The following is a 16,733-nucleotide window of genomic DNA, read 5'->3' on the forward strand; positions in this document are numbered from 1 at the left end:
CACGAAGAGGGCGCCCCCGGTCAGGGAGAGGGCGCCCTCTTCGCTCACCATGCCTACTGCGCGCCGGGGCGCACCAGCCCGCTCTCGTACGCGTACACCGCGGCCTGCACCCGGTCCCGCAGGCCCAGTTTCGTCAGGACATGACCCACATGGGTCTTCACGGTGGTCTCGCTGACGAACAGATCCGCGGCGATCTCCGCGTTGGACAGCCCGCGCGCCACCAGCTTCAGCACCTCGACCTCGCGGTCCGTGAGCGTGTGCAGGGTGTCCGGCACCGGCTCGTCACCGGACGGCAGATGCGTGGCGTACTTGTCGAGCAGGCGGCGCGTGATGCTCGGCGCCAGCATCGCCTCACCCGCGGCCACCACCCGGATTGCCTGCACGAGCTCATTGGCCGGAGCGTCCTTCAGCAGGAACCCGCTGGCCCCCGCCCGCAACGCCTCCACCACGTACTCGTCGAGATCGAACGTGGTCAGCACCAGCACCTTCGCCGGACCGTCCCGGCCGGGGCCGGTGATCTGCCGGGTCGCCTCCACACCGTCCATCCGCGGCATACGGATGTCCATCAGGACCACATCGGGCTGGAGCGCCCGCACCTGGTCCAGAGCCTGAAGGCCGTCTCCGGCCTCGCCCACGACCGCGATGTCCTGCTCGGCCTCCAGAATCATCCGGAAGCCGGTTCGCAGCAGCGGCTGGTCGTCGACCAGTAGGACGCGGATGGCCACGTAAGTCTCCTTCGCTAGTCCGGCCCCATTCTGCCCTGCGCATCCGCCGCCGACCCGGCCGCCCTCACCGGCAGCGGATACGGCGGGGGAGTACCGCCGAACTCCGGGCAGTGCTCCTGGTGGTCGCACCAGCCGCAGAGCTTGGTCGGGCGGGGCCGCCAGTCACCCGTCTCCGTGGCCTGCCGGATCGCCTCCCACAGCGCCAGCAGCTTGCGCTCGACCCGCTCCAGGTCGGCGAGGACGGGGTCGTACGTCAGAACGTCACCGCTGCCGAGGTACACCAGCTGGAGCCGGCGCGGGATCACGTTCTTCAGCCGCCACACCACCAGGGCGTAGAACTTCATCTGGAACAGCGCGCCCTCGGCGTACTCCGGCCGGGGCGCCTTGCCCGTCTTGTAGTCGACGATCCGCACCTCGCCGGTCGGCGCCACGTCGACCCGGTCGATGATCCCGCGCAGCGTCAGCCCCGACTCCAGCCGCGTCTCGACGAACAGCTCGCGCTCGGCGGGCTCGAGCCGGGTGGGGTCCTCCAGCGTGAACCAGCGCTCCACGAGCCGCTCCGCCTCACCGAGCCAGCGCGCGAGCCGCTCGCCGTCCGGATCGTCGGCGAACAGCTCGACCACCTCGGGGCGGCTCTCCCGCAGCCGGTCCCACTGACCCGGGATCAACGACTTGGCGGCGGGCGCGGTCCGCTCACCCGCCGGGGCGTCGAAGAGCCGCTCCAGCACCGCGTGCACGAGGGTGCCCCGCGTGGCGGCCTCGCTCGGCTTCTCGGGCAGCCGGTCGATCACCCGGAACCGGTACAGCAACGGGCACTGCATGAAGTCACCGGCACGCGAGGGGGACAGGGAGGCGGGCGCGGCGGGGAGTGCCCTGGCGGGTGCCGCGCCCGGGACGGGGCCGGAGGCGACCGGCTCGACGTCGGCGGGGATCATCGGTTCCACGACGCCGCCGGGGTCGAGCGGGAGTGCCTCCTCCGGTGCTGTTCCGGGAGAGGGCAGGGGTGCCGAGGGTGCGGGGGAGGCCTGGACCCTCCCCGGGGCAGTCGCGACCTGTTCCGCCGCCTCCGGATCGGCCGCTTCCGGATGGGCCACTTCCGATCGCTCGCTCGCGCCGCGGTCGGCCGCGTTGGGGGCCTCGACTGCGGCAGGGTCGGCCGTGGGTGCGTCGGCCACTACGGGCTCGGCTCTGGCCGCGTCAGCCGCCACAGGCTCAGCGGTGGCCGCGTCGGCCGCTCCAGGCTTTGCCGGGGCCGCGTCGGCCGCTCCAGGCTCAGCCGTGGCTACGCCGGCCGATTCGGGCTCGTGCGCACCCGGATGGGCCGCCGCCGGCTCGGCTGCTTCGGGCTCGGCCGCTTCGGGCTCGGGCGTGAGACCCTCGGTCACCCCGAGGCCGGTCGTGTCCCGGGGCTCGGCTGTCCGGGGCTGCCTCGCGACCGGTGGGGCCGCCGCCTCCGGGGGCTCGACCGGGGCTTCGGGCGCCGACTCGGCCACGCCCTCCGTGCTCGTCTCCATGACCACAGACCATACGGCCCGCCACTGACAGTCACCCAGCCGCGACCGTCACGGCTGCGACGCCTGAGGAAACACAGGGGGTGCCGGGGCGGAACGCGCCGCGACCGCCGCATACCATCGACCCGAGACCGTTCCGCACGGCAGGCGCGGAAGACGCTTCGCAAGACGTTTCGAACGAGGGGACATCGTGGACGAGAGCGGCGGGAGCGGGCAGCCGCGATCCGGTACGGACGGTTCGGCCGAGCCCCACGCAGGGCCCCCGGCCCGGGCCACCGACCCCACGCCCCCCGACCCCCACGACAACGGGACCCGGCCGACGTCCGACCAACCGGCCGAGACCACCGACGGCGTCGCCGCACCACAGCCGGCTGCAAAGCGCGACCCCGTCCAGGGCGCCACGCCACCCGCCGAGGCCGGCGACCCCAGCACCTCTGTACCCACTGGCGCCGACCCCCACGAACAACCGGCCGAACCCCCTGCCCCGGAAGCCGCCGAGCCCGCCGGGACCGCCGAGCCGGCCGAGACCGCCGAGCCGGCCGGGACCGCCGAGCCCGCCGGGACCGCCGAGCCGGCCGACGCGGCACCGCAAGCCGGTCACTCCCACACGGCCCACGACCGGTTCCAGCCCCCCGCAGGCCCGGCCAAGCCCGAAGGCACCCCCGAACACGGCACGCCCGAACACGGCACGCCCGAGCGCGGCACGCCCGAACACGGCACGCCCGAACACGGCACCCCCGAACACGGCACGCCCGAGCGCGGCACCCCCGGGCACGGCACGCCCGAACGCGGCACTCTTGACCACGACGTCCCCGACCACCACCGCACCCTCGCCCACTCCGGCCCCAACCCCAAGAACCCGCCGCCGCAGTCCCCCCAGCCCCGCGGCGGCCTCCTGATGGGCCGGCCCTTCGGCGTGCCCGTCTACGTCGCCCCCAGCTGGTTCCTCGTCGCCGCGCTCATCACCTGGGTGTTCGGCGGCCAACTGGACCGCGTCCTGCCGGAACTCGGCGCCGCCCGCTATCTCGTCTCCCTCTTCTTCGCGGTCGCCTTCTACGCCTCGGTGCTGGTCCACGAACTGGCCCACACCGTCGCCGCCCTCCGCTTCAAGCTCCCCGTCCGCCGTATCCAGCTCCAGTTCTTCGGCGGTGTCTCCGAGATCGAGAAAGAGGCCGAGACCCCCGGCCGGGAGTTCGTGCTGGCATTCGTCGGCCCGCTGCTCTCCCTGGTCCTCGCCGGCGTCTTCTACCTCGCGATGCAGCCCGTCGAACCCGGCACGGTCCCCGGCGTCCTGCTCGCCGGCCTGATGATCTCCAACCTCATCGTGGCCGCCTTCAACCTCCTGCCCGGCCTCCCGCTCGACGGCGGCCGCATGCTCCGCGCGGTCGTCTGGAAGATCACCGGCAGGCCCATGAGCGGCACCATCGCCGCCGCCTGGGTCGGCCGCGCCCTCGCCGTCTGCGTCCTCATCGGCCTCCCGCTGCTCACCCAGTCCGGCGCCCTCGGCTCCTCGGCCGAGGACAACGTCGGCATGGACACCGTGATGGACGCCCTGCTCGCCGCGATCCTCGCCGCCATCATCTGGACCGGCGCCGGCAACAGCCTCCGCATGGCACGCCTGCGCGAACACCTCCCCGACCTGCGCGCCCGCACCCTCACGCGCCGCGCGGTCCCCGTCGAGACCGACACCCCCCTCTCCGAGGCCCTGCGCCGCGCCAACGACGCCGGTGCCCGCGCCCTGGTCGTCGTCGACGCCGAGGGCACCCCGCTCTCCCTCGTCCGCGAGGCCGCCATCGTCGGCGTACCGGAACACCGCCGCCCCTGGGTCGCCGTCAGCGGCCTCGCCCAGGACCTCACCGACGGCATGCGCGTCTCCGCCGAACTCGCCGGGGAGGACCTCCTGGACGCCCTGCGCGCGACCCCCGCGACCGAGTACCTGGTCGTCGAGGAGACCGGCGAGATCTACGGCGTCCTCTCCGCGGCCGACGTCGAGCGCGCGTTCGTGAAGGCCATGGCCAGGCCGTCCTAGTGGTCGGCGGCCCCTCCCGGGACCGGTAGGCTGTTCACATGTCCGAACCGACCGGTGCCGCCCGCAGGCGCGGGCCCTTCAAGGTCGGGGACCAGGTTCAGCTGACCGACCCCAAGGGCCGCCACTACACGTTCACGCTCGAAGAGGGAAAGAACTTCCATACCCACAAGGGTTCCTTCCCGCACGACGAGCTGATCGGCGCACCCGAGGGCAGCGTTGTCCGCACCACCGGTAACGTCGCCTACCTCGCGCTGCGCCCCCTGCTCCCCGACTACGTCCTGTCCATGCCCCGCGGCGCCGCCGTGGTCTACCCCAAGGACGCGGGGCAGATCCTCGCCTTCGCCGACATCTTCACCGGCGCCCGCGTCGTCGAGGCAGGCGTCGGCTCCGGCTCGCTCAGCAGCTTCCTGCTGCGCGCCATCGGCGACCAGGGCATGCTGCACAGCTACGAGCGCCGCGAGGACTTCGCCGACATCGCCCGGCAGAACGTGGAGCGCTACTTCGGCGGCCCGCACCCCGCCTGGCAGCTCACCGTCGGCGACCTCCAGGACAACCTGTCCGACACCGACGTCGACCGCGTCATCCTCGACATGCTCGCCCCCTGGGAGTGCCTGGAAGCCGTCTCCAAGGCGCTCGTCCCCGGCGGCATCCTGTGCTGCTACGTCGCCACCACCACCCAGCTCGCCCGGACCGTGGAGTCCATCCGCGAGATCGGCTCCTTCAACGAGCCGACGGCCTGGGAGACGATGATCCGCAACTGGCACATCGAGGGCCTGGCCGTCCGCCCGGACCACCGGATGATCGGCCACACCGGCTTCCTGCTCACCGCCCGCCGCCTCGCCGACGGCGTCGAGCCCCCCATGCGCCGCCGCCGCCCCGCCAAGGGCGCCTACGGCGAGGACTACGCCGGCCCCAACGCCGACGGAGGCTCCGGCCGCTAGGGCGGCCCCGTGCCGCAGTCGACGTACGGGCGCCGGGGTGGAGTTCCCGCAGACCAGGGGAACTCCATCCCGGCGTCCTCATGTTGAGCGGGCGACAGGAGCCGGCGCGGCGCAACCCGGACAAGTACCCACCCCGCCGTTCCCCGGATCTGTGACGTGTGGCACCATGCTGGCCACCCCCCCACCGGCACAGCCCTCACAGGAGACGCTCCTAGTGCAGCAATCCGCCGTCCCGGAACTGGCACACACGCACACCCGTCCGATCCACTGGGTCGCCACCGCCACCGCCGTGGCGGCGGTCGTGGCCTTCTCCTCGGTCCTCCAGCCCAACCCCGCGACGGCGGCACAGGCGGCCGGCCCCGAAGCCAGACCCGCCCCGGTGGTCACCACCGCACCCGACCCCGCCCACGTGCACTTCCCGATCGACTGCGGCCCGGTCAAGGCGAAGGTGCAGAAGCGCGCCTCCGGAGACCTCGACGGCGACGGACGGCCGGAAACCGCCGTCGTGGTGCACTGCGACGCCGCCATGGGCACCCCGCCCGACGCCGTCTACGTCATCACACGCGCGAAGGACAGTGGCGAACCCCGAGTCGTCGCCACCCTGCTGAGCCCGAAGAGCCGCAACACCGTCACCGACTTCACGGTGAGCGACGAAGCGGTCGAAGCGACCCTGCTCGGCTATTCCACCTCGGACGTACCCAGTTGCTGCCCGGACGTGACGGACAAGGCGAAATGGCAGTGGAAGGACGGCGCGTTCGTCCGCTCGACCCCGGCGGGCACACACACCGTCTGACCGAAGCGATCACACTTGTGAGAAATCAGACAGCGCTCACACGGAGCACCCGAGCGGTCACTCCGCGTCCGGGCCGTAGACCTCGACGCTGTCCGAAACGCGCCGTACATGAATGCACTCACCCGGACACTCCTTCGCGGAGTCGACCACATCGGTGAGAAGCGGCAGCGGAACGGGCGTTGCGGCGCCCTTCTCCTGCAACAGCTCGTCGTCCGAGCCCTTCACATAGGCCAGACCGTCGATGTCCAGCTCGAACACCTCCGGCGCGTACTGCACGCAGATGCCGTCACCCGTACACAGGTCCTGATCGATCCAGACCTCCAGGGTCTCGCCACCGGCCCCGGCCTCCTGCTGCACGCCCATGTCTCCTGCCGTTTACGAGTCGAGCGGAACGGGAATCCGGCCAGCTCTGACGGGTGTTGAACGCTTCGACACTACCTCGGGCTGGGTTCCCGGCACGTTCGCTGGGTATTCCCCTGGCGTGAGGGAGAGCGCAAGGGTGAAGATCGGACACACCCCGACCGTCTTTGTGATCTAGGGGTTTCAATCGACACCCGCCCAGGTAGGGTCTGGAAGCGTCCAGCTCCCCTTGGAGGAGGTGAGGACCGTGGCAGCCCACGACGACGACATGAACCGCGGCATCCGCCCGGGACGAGGGTCCGACGACCCGTCCGGGCAGATTGCCTACCTTGAGCAGGAGATCGCCGTCCTGCGGCGCAAGCTCGCCGACTCTCCGCGACACACGAGGATTCTCGAAGAGCGGATCGTCGAGCTGCAGACCAACCTGGCCGGCGTATCCGCACAGAACGAACGACTCGCCAACACGCTCCGTGAGGCCCGCGACCAGATCGTGGCCCTCAAGGAGGAGGTCGACCGGCTCGCGCAGCCGCCGGCCGGCTTCGGTGTCTTCCTCGAAGCGAACGAGGACGGCACCGCGGACATCTTCACCGGCGGCCGCAAACTGCGGGTGAACGTCAGCCCCAGCGTCGAACTCGAAGAGCTCCGGCGCGGCCAGGAAGTGATGCTCAACGAGGCTCTCAACGTGGTCGAGGCCATGCAGTTCGAGAGCGTCGGCGACATCGTCACCCTCAAGGAGATCCTTGAGGACGGCGAGCGCGCCCTGGTGCAGGGGCACACCGACGAAGAGCGCGTGGTACGGCTCGCCGAACCGCTCCTCGACGTCACCATCCGCCCCGGCGACGCCCTGCTGCTCGAGCCGCGCTCCGGCTACGTCTACGAGGTCGTCCCCAAGAGCGAGGTCGAGGAACTCGTCCTCGAAGAGGTCCCCGACATCGGCTACGAGCAGATCGGCGGACTCGGCGGCCAGATCGAGGCCATCCGCGACGCGGTCGAGCTGCCGTACCTCTACCCGGACCTGTTCAAGGAGCACGAACTGCGCCCGCCCAAGGGCGTCCTGCTCTACGGGCCCCCCGGATGCGGAAAGACGCTCATCGCCAAGGCCGTCGCCAACTCGCTGGCCAAGAAGGTCGCCGAGGTCACCGGCCAGGCCCAGGGCAAGAGCTTCTTCCTCAACATCAAGGGCCCCGAGCTCCTCAACAAGTACGTCGGCGAGACCGAGCGGCAGATCCGCCTCGTCTTCCAGCGTGCTCGTGAGAAGGCCAGCGAGGGCACCCCCGTCATCGTCTTCTTCGACGAGATGGAATCCCTCTTCCGCACCCGCGGCTCCGGCGTCAGCTCGGACGTGGAGAACACCATCGTCCCGCAGCTCCTCGCCGAGATCGACGGTGTCGAAGGCCTCCAGAACGTGGTCGTCATCGGCGCCTCCAACCGCGAGGACATGATCGACCCCGCCATCCTGCGCCCCGGCCGACTCGACGTGAAGATCAAGATCGAGCGTCCCGACGCCGAGGCCGCCAAGGACATCTTCGGCAAGTACCTCACCGAGCGCCTCCCCCTGCACGCCGACGACCTCGGCGAGCACAGCGGCAGCAAGGCCACCACCGTCGCGAGCATGATCCAGACGGCCGTGGAACACATGTACGCCGAATCCGAGGAAAACCGCTTCCTGGAAGTCACCTACGCCAACGGAGACAAGGAAGTCCTTTACTTCAAGGACTTCAACTCCGGCGCCATGATCGAGAACATCGTCGGCCGCGCGAAGAAAATGGCGATCAAGGACTTCCTCGACCACAACCAGAAGGGCCTCCGCGTCTCCCACCTCCTCCAGGCCTGCGTGGACGAGTTCAAGGAGAACGAGGACCTGCCCAACACCACCAACCCGGACGACTGGGCCCGCATCTCCGGAAAGAAGGGCGAACGGATCGTCTACATCCGTACCCTCATCACCGGAAAGCAGGGCGCCGACACCGGACGCTCCATCGACACGGTGGCGAACACCGGTCAGTACCTGTAATCACAGGGCGGCTGCGGGTGCCCTCGACGGGGTACCCGCAGCCGACTGTTTTTCAGGCAACTAACCGGACCAAAGGCGAGCAAGGCAATGACGCAAATGATCTCCCCACCAGCGCGGAGCCGTTCTAGGCTCTTCGGTACCGCCGAGTCGCGCAGTGCGGGGACGGGCACCGCACACGCACCGGAGCGCCAGCGGTACTTGAGCGCCGCCCCCGACCGAGGGCGCCGCCGGGCAAGGAGGGCCGCATGACCGTACGGCGAGTAATGGGCATCGAGACGGAGTACGGGATCTCCGTCCCCGGCCACCCCAACGCCAATGCCATGCTCACCTCATCCCAGATCGTCAACGCCTACGCGGCGGCGATGCACCGGGCCCGCCGGGCCCGCTGGGACTTCGAGGAGGAAAACCCGCTGCGAGACGCACGGGGCTTCGACCTCGCCCGCGAGGCCGCAGACACCAGCCAGCTCACCGACGAGGACATCGGCCTCGCCAACGTCATCCTCACCAACGGTGCGCGCCTCTACGTCGACCACGCACACCCCGAATACAGCTCCCCAGAGGTCACCAACCCCCGCGACGCCGTCCTCTGGGACAAGGCCGGCGAACGCATCATGGCCGAGGCCGCCGAACGCGCCGCAGCGCTCCCCGGCGCCCAGCCCATCCACCTCTACAAGAACAACACCGACAACAAGGGCGCCTCCTACGGCACGCACGAGAACTACCTGATGAAGCGGGAAACCCCCTTCTCCGACATCGTGCGCCACCTCACGCCCTTCTTCGTCTCCCGTCAGGTCGTCACCGGCGCCGGCCGCGTCGGCATCGGCCAGGACGGCCACGAACACGGCTTCCAGCTCAGCCAGCGCGCGGACTACTTCGAAGTCGAGGTCGGCCTCGAGACCACCCTCAAGCGCCCCATCATCAACACCCGCGACGAACCCCACGCCGACGCCGAGAAGTACCGCCGCCTCCACGTGATCATCGGCGACGCGAACCTCTCCGAGATCTCCACCTACCTCAAGCTCGGCACCACGGCCCTGGTCCTGTCGATGATCGAGGACGGCTTCATCGCCGTCGACCTCGCCGTCGACCAGCCGGTACGCACCCTCCACCAGGTCTCCCACGACCCGACACTCCAACGCCTGGTCACGCTGCGCAGCGGCCGCACACTCACCGCCGTCCAGCTCCAGATGGAGTACTACGAGCTGGCCCGCAAGTACGTCGAGGAGCGCTACGGCGCCGACGCCGACGACCAGACCAAGGACGTCCTCACCCGCTGGGAAGACACCCTCAACCGACTCGAGAACGACCCCATGAGCCTCGCCGGCGAGCTGGACTGGGTCGCCAAGCGGGAGCTCATGGAGGGCTACCGGCGCCGTGACGGCCTCGACTGGGACGCCGCCAAGCTGCACCTCCTCGACCTCCAGTACGCCGACGTACGGGCCGACAAGGGCCTCTACAACCGTCTCGCGGCCCGCGGCCGCATCAAGCGCCTCCTCGACGAACAGGACGTCGACAGGGCCCGCACCAAGCCCCCGGAGGACACCCGCGCCTACTTCCGCGGCCGCTGCCTCGAGCAGTACGCCGACGACGTCGCCGCGGCCTCCTGGGACTCGGTCATCTTCGACCTCCCGGGCCGGGACTCGCTCCAGCGCGTCCCAACCCTCGAACCGCTTCGCGGAACGCGAAATCACGTCAAGGAGCTCCTGGACCGCTGCCGCACGGCAGAAGACCTGGTCAGGGTCCTGTCCGGCAGCTGAGCAGGTCCTTCGGCCGGGTGCTCCCGCAGGGTGGAAAACCCGGCCAGAGGGAATCATCGAGATGGCCCCCGTACGTTGTAGGAACTGCGGGGCCGATGTCAGTCCCTGCAAGTAGGGTCTGATCAAGAACGTCGAACCGAGCGGGGTGAGGGGTTATGGCGACCAAGGACACCGGCGGCGGACAGCAGAAGGCCACGCGCAACACCGAGGAGGTCGAGGAGCAGACCGCGGAGGCGCAGGGCTCCGAGGACCTCAAGGAGCGTCACGAGAAGCTGAGCGACGACGTGGACTCCGTCCTGGACGAAATCGATGATGTGCTCGAAGAAAATGCCGAGGACTTCGTGCGTTCCTTCGTGCAAAAAGGTGGCGAGTAAAGGTAAATTGGCTACTCTACCTTCGATGTGAAGGTTGCGGGGGATCTGAGTGGCCGAGGAACCGAGCGCCAAGGAATGCCGCAAATGCGGGCGGGATCTGTTGCTCGCGGCTTTCGCACTCGACAAGAACCGGCGTGACGGTCTCCAGGTGCACTGCCGGGAGTGCGTGGCGGAGTACAGCGCCGCGTACTACCGGCGGCGCCGGGAGGCTATGGGTAAGTCGGTTCGGGAGCACATAGACGTCCCGGATGGACACAAGCTCTGCCGCACGTGCGGAGAGGTCAAGCCGCGCAGCGAGTGGCATCGCAACGCGACCGCCTCCGACGGGTTGTCGACTCGTTGCAAGTCGTGCAGGGCGGCTCAGAGCCGGCGGGACCATCTGAAGCGTCAGTACGGCATCACCGAGGCGGAGCGCGACGAGTTGGTCGCCTCTCAAGGGGGCGTCTGCTGCATATGTTTGGCGGCCGTGCCGGAGCATGTGGATCACTGCCACAAGACGGGTAGGGTCCGAGGCGTACTGTGCTTCAGCTGCAATGCCGCACTGGGGCAGTTCAAGGATCGGCCCGATGCCATAAGGCGGGCTGCTGCTTACCTGGAAGGAATCGCGTGGAAGCCAACACTCGTAGCACCGGGCGTCTACCAGCTGCCTTCCTGACGCCTGGGTCGTCGTCCTTCATGGACTTCCTGTCCGAGCATCAGCCGGAGATGCTGCCGGGGAACCGGCAACTGCCGCCCACGCAGGGCGTGATCGAGGCGCCGCACGGGACGACCATCGTCGCCGTCACCTTCCCCGGAGGGGTCGTGCTGGCCGGTGACCGTCGCGCCACGATGGGCAATGTCATCGCCCAGCGGGACATCGAGAAGGTGTTCCCGGCCGACGAGTACTCGGCCGTCGGGATCGCCGGCACCGCCGGTCTCGCCGTGGAGATGGTGAAACTGTTCCAGCTGGAGCTGGAGCACTTCGAGAAGGTCGAGGGCGCCCAGCTGTCGCTGGAGGGCAAGGCGAACCGGCTGTCGACCATGATCCGGTCGAACCTCGGCATGGCGATGCAGGGTCTGGCCGTGGTGCCGCTGTTCGCGGGGTACGACGTGGACCGGGACAAGGGGCGGATCTTCTCCTACGACGTCACGGGCGGCCGGAGCGAGGAGCACAACTACGCGGCCACCGGTTCGGGCTCGATCTTCGCGCGGGGCGCGATGAAGAAGCTCTTCCGTGAAGACCTGACCGAGGAGCAGGCGACCACGCTCGTGGTGCAGGCCCTGTACGACGCGGCCGACGACGACTCGGCGACCGGTGGTCCCGATGTCGCCCGCCGGATCTACCCGATCGTCACCGTGATCACCGAGGACGGCTTCCGTCGGCTGACCGATGAGGAGTCCTCCGAGATCGCCCGTTCGATTCTCGAGCGCCGGCTGGAGCAGCCGGACGGCCCGCGGGCCGCGCTGCTGTAGCCGGCTCTGGTCTTGTTCGAGGTGATCGCAGTGACTTCCACAGAAAGGGACGGATAACCGGTGTCGACGCCGTTCTATGTTTCTCCCCAGCAGGCGATGGCCGACCGGGCCGAGTACGCCCGCAAGGGCATCGCCCGTGGTCGCAGCCTTGCCGTGCTCCAGTATGCCGATGGCATCGTGTTCGTCGGTGAGAACCCGTCCCGCGCGCTGCACAAGTTCAGCGAGATCTACGACCGGATCGGCTTCGCGGCCGCCGGCAAGTACAACGAGTACGAGAACCTGCGGATCGGCGGTGTCAGGTATGCCGATCTTCGTGGGTACACCTATGACCGCAACGACGTGACCGCGCGGGGTCTGGCGAACGTCTACGCGCAGACCCTGGGCACGATCTTCTCCTCGGGTGCTGAGAAGCCGTACGAGGTGGAGCTGGTCGTGGCGGAGGTCGGTGAGACGCCGGACGGTGACCAGATCTACCGGCTGCCGCACGACGGGTCGATCGTGGACGAGCACGGTTCGGTCGCGGTGGGTGGCAATGCCGAGCAGATCGGCAGCTATCTGGACCAGCGTCATCAGGACGGGATGAGTCTCGCGGAGGCGCTGAAGCTGGCCGTGCAGGCGCTGTCCCGTGACACCAACGGCACCGAGCGGGAGATTCCCGCGGAGCGGCTGGAGGTGGCGGTGCTGGACCGGACGCGTCCGCAGCAGCGGAAGTTCAAGCGGATCGTGGGTCGTCAGCTGTCCCGGCTGCTGGAGGCCGACGGGGCGTCGACCGAGGCGGAGAGTGCCGAGGAGGCGGAGGGTTCCGAGGAGGAGTAGTCGCTCCGGTTCCGTCCGGCATTCGCCGACGTTCACCCTTTCTGTGCCCCGGCCGTTCACTCGGCCGGGGCACAGGGCGTTCAGGGGGCGCTGGGTGGGGCCGTGGAGCCTCGTACGACCAGTTCGACGGGGATGTCCCCAGCGTCGGGTGTGCGGCCCTCCAGGACGGCCAGGAGGGCGCGCATGCCGTGTTCGCCGAAGAGTTCGGCGTCCAGTCGTACGGTCGTGAGCTCGGGGTCGATGGCGGTGGCGAGGGCGAGGTCGTCGAGGCCGGTGACGGAGATGTCGTGGGGGACGCGCAGGCCGAGGCGGCGTACGGCCTTGTAGGCGCCTGCGGCGAGTTTGTCGTCGTCGCAGATCAGGGCGGTGGGTCGGGGGCCGGGTGCGGCGAGGGCGGTTTCGGCGGCGGTGCGGGCGTCCTCGATGGTGATGGGTGCGTGGGCGGTGCGCAGGGAGGTGCCGGGGACGGCGGCGAGCTGTGCGGCGAGTTCGCGTGCGCGTACCTCGAAGGTCCAGGACGGGATGTCGGCGGCGAGGTGCAGGAAGCTGCGGTGGCCGAGGTCCAGGAGGTGGGCGGCGACCTGGCGGATGCCGTCGGCGATGTCGAGGTTGACGGTGGCGGCGCCGAGGTTGGCCGCGGGGTCGCTGTCGAGCATGACGAGGGGGAGCTGGTCGCCGCGGATGGCGGTGAGGGCGTCGGCGGCCATGGAGGAGGCGATGACGCCGTCGAGGGCGGCCTGGGCTGAGGCGAAGGGGTCGCGGGCGGGGCCGATGCCTTCGGGGGAGGGGTAGAGGACGACGCCGAAGCCGTGGTCGGCGGCGACGCGGGCGGCGCCGGTGTAGACGCCGGCGAAGAACTCCGTGGTCAGGGCGGGGACGACCAGGAGGACGGTGCGGGTGTGGCCGAGGCGGAGGTTGCGGGCGGCGAGGTTGGGGCGGTAGCCGAGGTCGCGGGCTGCCTCGCGGACGCGCTGGGCGGTGGCTTCGGAGACCCGGCCGCGCCATTTGTCGCCCAGGACGAGGGAGACGGCGGCCTGGGAGACTCCTGCCGCCTGGGCGACGTCACGGCTGGTGGGGCGCGTGCTGCTGGGTGCCACCGAGGGCGTGCTCCTTCTGCTGGTGCGGGCCTGTGGGCGTGGTCGGGGCCTTCGGCTCACTCCGGTCGTCTGGACGTCCGAACAGCGCACATGGTACGTATGGGAACGGACGTTATACGTATGACTTGGAGGCGGGGATGGCCGCGGGGTACCTGGAGATCCTCAGGGCGAGGCACGCGGCGCGCCTGCTGACGGGCACGCTGGTGGGCCGGCTGCCCAACGCGACCGCGGCGATCGCCATGGTGCTGTTCGTGCGCGCCGAGGGCGGCACCTACAGCCTGGCGGGCGGTCTCGCGGCGGTGTACGGCGTCGCCAACGCCGTGGGCCAGCCGGTCCTGGGCCGGCTGGTGGACCTGTACGGCCAGCCGCGTGTGCAGCTGCCGGCCGCCGTCCTGTCGGCGCTCGCGATGGCGGGCTTCGCGTTCTGCGGCATCGACCCGCTGGGGCTCGCCTACGCGTGTGTGGCGGCCGCCGGTCTGTTCACGCCGCCCCTGGAGGGCGGTCTGCGGGCGCTGTGGCCCTCGGTGCTGCGCCGGGAGGACCAGGTGCACCGGGCGTACGCGATGGACGCGGTGGCGCAGGAAGTGATGTTCACCGTGGGCCCGTTGCTGGTGACGCTGTGCGTGTCGCTGTGGTCGGAGCGGGCGGCCCTGCTGGTGCTGAACGCCCTGGGGGTGCTGGGCGCGCTCTGGGTGGCCGTGGCGCCGCCCGCGCGCGCGTGGCGGTCCGCGCCGCGTGAGGCGCACTGGCTGGGCGCCCTGCGCTCGCCGGGACTGCTGGCGATGCTGGGCGCGTTCCTGTTCGTCGGGATCGCGCTGGGGTCCATCACGGTGGCCTCCGTGTCGTACGCCGACGGTCACGGCGGGGACGCGGTGTACGGCTGGCTGATGGCCGGGATCGGTCTGGGCGCGCTGGTGGGCGGTCTGGCCTACGGGGCGCGGCAGTGGGCCGGTGAGCCGGCGCGGCGACTCCAGGTGCTGGTGGGCTTCCTGGCGGTGTGTTACCTGCCGCTGACGCTGATGCCGGGCGCGGTCGCCATGACGCTGCTGGCGGTGCTCGCCGGCGTGTTCCTGGCGCCGGTCATCGCGTGTGCCTTCGTCCTGGTCGACCGGCACGCGCCGGCCGGGACGGTCACCGAGGCCTTCTCCTGGCTGGTGACGACGTTCACCGTGGGTGCCTCGGTCGGAACGGGCCTGGCGGGCCCGGTCGTCGAGCGGGGCGGGGCCCTGTGGGGGTTCGCGGTGCCGGGGGCCGCGGGGGGTGTGTCGCTGCTGGTTCTGCTGGTCACGGGGCGCGTCCTGTCAGCGCCCGTGAAGCGGGCGGTAGTTGCGTCGTCGTCGGAAAATGATCCAAACCGTGCTGCCGAACCCCGTTTCAGCTCGGGGGATCGGGCGTAATGTTCAGTCATGGACCGCCGCATTTTCGGGCTGGAGAACGAGTACGGCGTCACGTGTACGTTCAGGGGACAGCGGCGCCTGTCTCCCGACGAGGTGGCGCGGTACCTCTTCCGCCGTGTCGTGTCATGGGGCCGCAGCAGCAATGTCTTTCTGCGAAACGGCGCACGCCTCTATCTCGACGTGGGCTCACATCCGGAATACGCGACACCCGAATGTGACAACGTGACCGAACTGGTCACCCACGACAAGGCCGGCGAGCGCATTCTCGAAGGACTCCTGGTGGACGCCGAACGACGCCTGCACGAGGAAGGAATCGCGGGCGACGTCTACCTCTTCAAGAACAACACCGACTCGGCCGGAAACTCCTACGGCTGCCACGAGAACTACCTCGTCGCACGCCATGGGGAGTTCTCCCGGCTCGCGGACATTCTCATTCCGTTCCTGGTCACCCGGCAGCTGCTGTGCGGCGCGGGCAAGGTGTTGCAGACCCCGCGGGGCGCGGTGTACTGCGTCAGCCAGCGGGCCGAGCACATCTGGGAGGGCGTCTCCTCGGCGACGACCCGTTCCCGGCCGATCATCAACACCCGCGACGAACCGCACGCCGACGCCGAGCGCTACCGCCGTCTGCACGTCATCGTGGGCGACTCGAACATGTCCGAGACGACCATGCTGCTCAAGGTCGGCGCGACCGACCTGGTGCTGCGCATGATCGAGGCGGGCACCGTGATGCGGGACCTGACCCTGGAGAACCCGATCCGGGCGATCCGCGAGGTCAGCCACGACATCACCGGCCGGCGCAAGGTGCGTCTGGCCAGCGGCCGGGAGGCCTCCGCGCTGGAGGTGCAGCGCGAGTACTACGAGAAGGCGGTGGACTTCGTCGAGCGGCGCGGGATCCGCACCGGCACGGTCGACCAGGTCCTGGAGCTGTGGGGCCGCACGCTGGACGCGATCGAGGCGGAGGACCTCGACCGGATCGGCACCGAGATCGACTGGGTCATGAAGTACAAGCTGATCGAGCGGTACCGGGCCAAGCACAACATGACCATGTCGCATCCGCGGGTCGCGCAGATAGACCTCGCTTATCACGACATTCACCGCCGTCGTGGTCTCTACTACCTTCTGGAGAGGAAGGGTCAAGCCGCCCGGATCTGCAACGACTTGAAGATCTTCGAGGGCAAGTCCGTTCCGCCGCAGACCACTCGGGCCCGGTTGCGCGGTGACTTCATCCGCAGGGCCCAGGAACAGCGCCGGGACTTCACCGTCGACTGGGTGCACCTGAAGCTCAACGACCAGGCGCAGCGCACGGTGTTGTGCAAGGACCCGTTCCGGTCGGTGGACGACCGGGTGGAGAAACTGATCGCCGGAATGTGAGCAGAGCGTTCCGAATCACCGTCGGAACGCAACACGGGCGCCGTACGTTTCCCGTACGGCGCCCTTCGCACGCCGTAGAGTTGCGCGCACGCCATC

The 16,733-nt window shown here is 69.7% G+C and carries 15 protein-coding genes and 1 pseudogene; 11 read left to right on the forward strand and 5 right to left on the reverse strand.

Annotated features, from left to right (window positions below; all coding sequences use genetic code 11):
- Positions 1 to 53 precede the first annotated feature (53 nt).
- From IF54_RS0129905 to IF54_RS44225, 3 genes and pseudogenes are all read right to left on the reverse strand, one after another.
- Complete coding sequence (locus tag IF54_RS0129905) at positions 54 to 725, reverse strand: response regulator (protein ID WP_020141342.1); 672 nt, start codon at positions 723 to 725, stop codon at positions 54 to 56.
- A 14-nt stretch (positions 726 to 739) separates the two neighbouring features.
- The gene (locus IF54_RS0129910; protein ID WP_051735589.1) at positions 740 to 1,660 is read right to left on the reverse strand and encodes a RecB family exonuclease; all 921 of its coding nucleotides are present in this window, start codon (positions 1,658 to 1,660) and stop codon (positions 740 to 742) included.
- 446 nt (positions 1,661 to 2,106) lie between these two features.
- Positions 2,107 to 2,982: pseudogene (locus tag IF54_RS44225) on the reverse strand (hypothetical protein); the annotation flags it as partial.
- Between the two features lie 152 nt (positions 2,983 to 3,134).
- Between IF54_RS44225 and IF54_RS44230 the strand changes: the two are divergent.
- The 3 genes from IF54_RS44230 (at position 3,135) to IF54_RS0129925 (ending at position 5,999) form a co-directional block, all read left to right on the forward strand.
- The gene (locus tag IF54_RS44230; protein WP_420790672.1) at positions 3,135 to 4,265 is read left to right on the forward strand and encodes a site-2 protease family protein; all 1,131 of its coding nucleotides are present in this window, start codon (positions 3,135 to 3,137) and stop codon (positions 4,263 to 4,265) included.
- Between the two features lie 38 nt (positions 4,266 to 4,303).
- Positions 4,304 to 5,206 carry a tRNA (adenine-N1)-methyltransferase gene (locus IF54_RS0129920; protein ID WP_020141345.1) on the forward strand — a complete coding sequence of 301 codons (903 nt, stop codon included), beginning with the start codon at positions 4,304 to 4,306 and terminating at the stop codon, positions 5,204 to 5,206.
- Between the two features lie 214 nt (positions 5,207 to 5,420).
- Positions 5,421 to 5,999: a hypothetical protein gene (locus IF54_RS0129925; RefSeq protein WP_030324350.1), complete on the forward strand. Its 579-nt coding sequence runs from the start codon at positions 5,421 to 5,423 to the stop codon at positions 5,997 to 5,999.
- Between the two features lie 57 nt (positions 6,000 to 6,056).
- Here IF54_RS0129925 and IF54_RS0129930 read toward each other — a convergent pair whose 3' ends face one another.
- Positions 6,057 to 6,362, reverse strand: coding sequence for a ferredoxin (locus IF54_RS0129930; RefSeq protein ID WP_030324352.1), 306 nt, complete (start codon positions 6,360 to 6,362; stop codon positions 6,057 to 6,059).
- A gap of 244 nt (positions 6,363 to 6,606) precedes the next feature.
- On the opposite strand from IF54_RS0129930, the gene arc reads away from it, so the two are divergent.
- The 6 genes from arc (at position 6,607) to prcA (ending at position 12,772) form a co-directional block, all read left to right on the forward strand.
- Positions 6,607 to 8,373, forward strand: coding sequence for a proteasome ATPase (gene arc / locus IF54_RS0129935; RefSeq protein ID WP_030324355.1), 1,767 nt, complete (start codon positions 6,607 to 6,609; stop codon positions 8,371 to 8,373).
- Positions 8,374 to 8,618: 245 nt separating this feature from the next.
- Complete coding sequence (dop, locus tag IF54_RS0129940) at positions 8,619 to 10,130, forward strand: depupylase/deamidase Dop (protein WP_199821263.1); 1,512 nt, start codon at positions 8,619 to 8,621, stop codon at positions 10,128 to 10,130.
- Positions 10,131 to 10,285: 155 nt separating this feature from the next.
- Positions 10,286 to 10,504, forward strand: a complete 219-nt coding sequence (locus IF54_RS0129945; protein WP_020141350.1) for a ubiquitin-like protein Pup — start codon at positions 10,286 to 10,288, stop codon at positions 10,502 to 10,504.
- A gap of 49 nt (positions 10,505 to 10,553) precedes the next feature.
- Positions 10,554 to 11,159: an endonuclease VII domain-containing protein gene (locus IF54_RS0129950; protein ID WP_030324361.1), complete on the forward strand. Its 606-nt coding sequence runs from the start codon at positions 10,554 to 10,556 to the stop codon at positions 11,157 to 11,159.
- Complete coding sequence (prcB, locus tag IF54_RS0129955) at positions 11,111 to 11,956, forward strand: proteasome subunit beta (protein ID WP_037820795.1); 846 nt, start codon at positions 11,111 to 11,113, stop codon at positions 11,954 to 11,956. The genes IF54_RS0129950 and prcB overlap by 49 nt, the downstream gene beginning before the upstream one ends.
- 60 nt (positions 11,957 to 12,016) lie before the next feature.
- The gene (prcA, locus tag IF54_RS0129960; protein WP_028810249.1) at positions 12,017 to 12,772 is read left to right on the forward strand and encodes a proteasome subunit alpha; all 756 of its coding nucleotides are present in this window, start codon (positions 12,017 to 12,019) and stop codon (positions 12,770 to 12,772) included.
- Positions 12,773 to 12,852: 80 nt separating this feature from the next.
- On the opposite strand, the gene IF54_RS0129965 is transcribed toward prcA, so the two are convergent.
- A complete protein-coding gene (locus tag IF54_RS0129965) occupies positions 12,853 to 13,869 on the reverse strand; it encodes a LacI family DNA-binding transcriptional regulator (RefSeq protein WP_030324367.1) in 1,017 nt (338 codons plus the stop codon).
- Between the two features lie 137 nt (positions 13,870 to 14,006).
- Between IF54_RS0129965 and IF54_RS0129970 the strand changes: the two genes are divergently transcribed.
- Positions 14,007 to 15,266 (forward strand): MFS transporter, encoded by a 1,260-nt coding sequence (locus IF54_RS0129970; protein ID WP_030324370.1) that lies wholly within the window; start codon positions 14,007 to 14,009, stop codon positions 15,264 to 15,266.
- A 9-nt stretch (positions 15,267 to 15,275) separates the two neighbouring features.
- Entirely contained in the window at positions 15,276 to 16,637 is a 1,362-nt protein-coding gene (gene pafA / locus IF54_RS0129975; protein WP_020117715.1) for a Pup--protein ligase, read from the forward strand.
- Positions 16,638 to 16,733 lie beyond the last annotated feature (96 nt).

Source organism: Streptomyces sp. NRRL B-3229 (assembly GCF_000719505.1).
Lineage (GTDB): Bacteria > Actinomycetota > Actinomycetes > Streptomycetales > Streptomycetaceae > Streptomyces > Streptomyces griseorubiginosus.

Coding starts and splice junctions, on each gene's coding strand:
- IF54_RS0129910 (WP_051735589.1), bottom strand. CDS start 1,660: ATGATCCCCGCCGACGTCGAGCCGGTCGCCTCCGGCCCCGTCCCGGGC.
- IF54_RS0129920 (WP_020141345.1), top strand. CDS start 4,304: ATGTCCGAACCGACCGGTGCCGCCCGCAGGCGCGGGCCCTTCAAGGTC.
- IF54_RS44230 (WP_420790672.1), top strand. CDS start 3,135: ATGGGCCGGCCCTTCGGCGTGCCCGTCTACGTCGCCCCCAGCTGGTTC.
- IF54_RS0129970 (WP_030324370.1), top strand. CDS start 14,007: ATGGCCGCGGGGTACCTGGAGATCCTCAGGGCGAGGCACGCGGCGCGC.
- IF54_RS0129930 (WP_030324352.1), bottom strand. CDS start 6,362: ATGGGCGTGCAGCAGGAGGCCGGGGCCGGTGGCGAGACCCTGGAGGTC.
- IF54_RS0129945 (WP_020141350.1), top strand. CDS start 10,286: ATGGCGACCAAGGACACCGGCGGCGGACAGCAGAAGGCCACGCGCAAC.
- dop (WP_199821263.1), top strand. CDS start 8,619: ATGACCGTACGGCGAGTAATGGGCATCGAGACGGAGTACGGGATCTCC.
- pafA (WP_020117715.1), top strand. CDS start 15,276: ATGGACCGCCGCATTTTCGGGCTGGAGAACGAGTACGGCGTCACGTGT.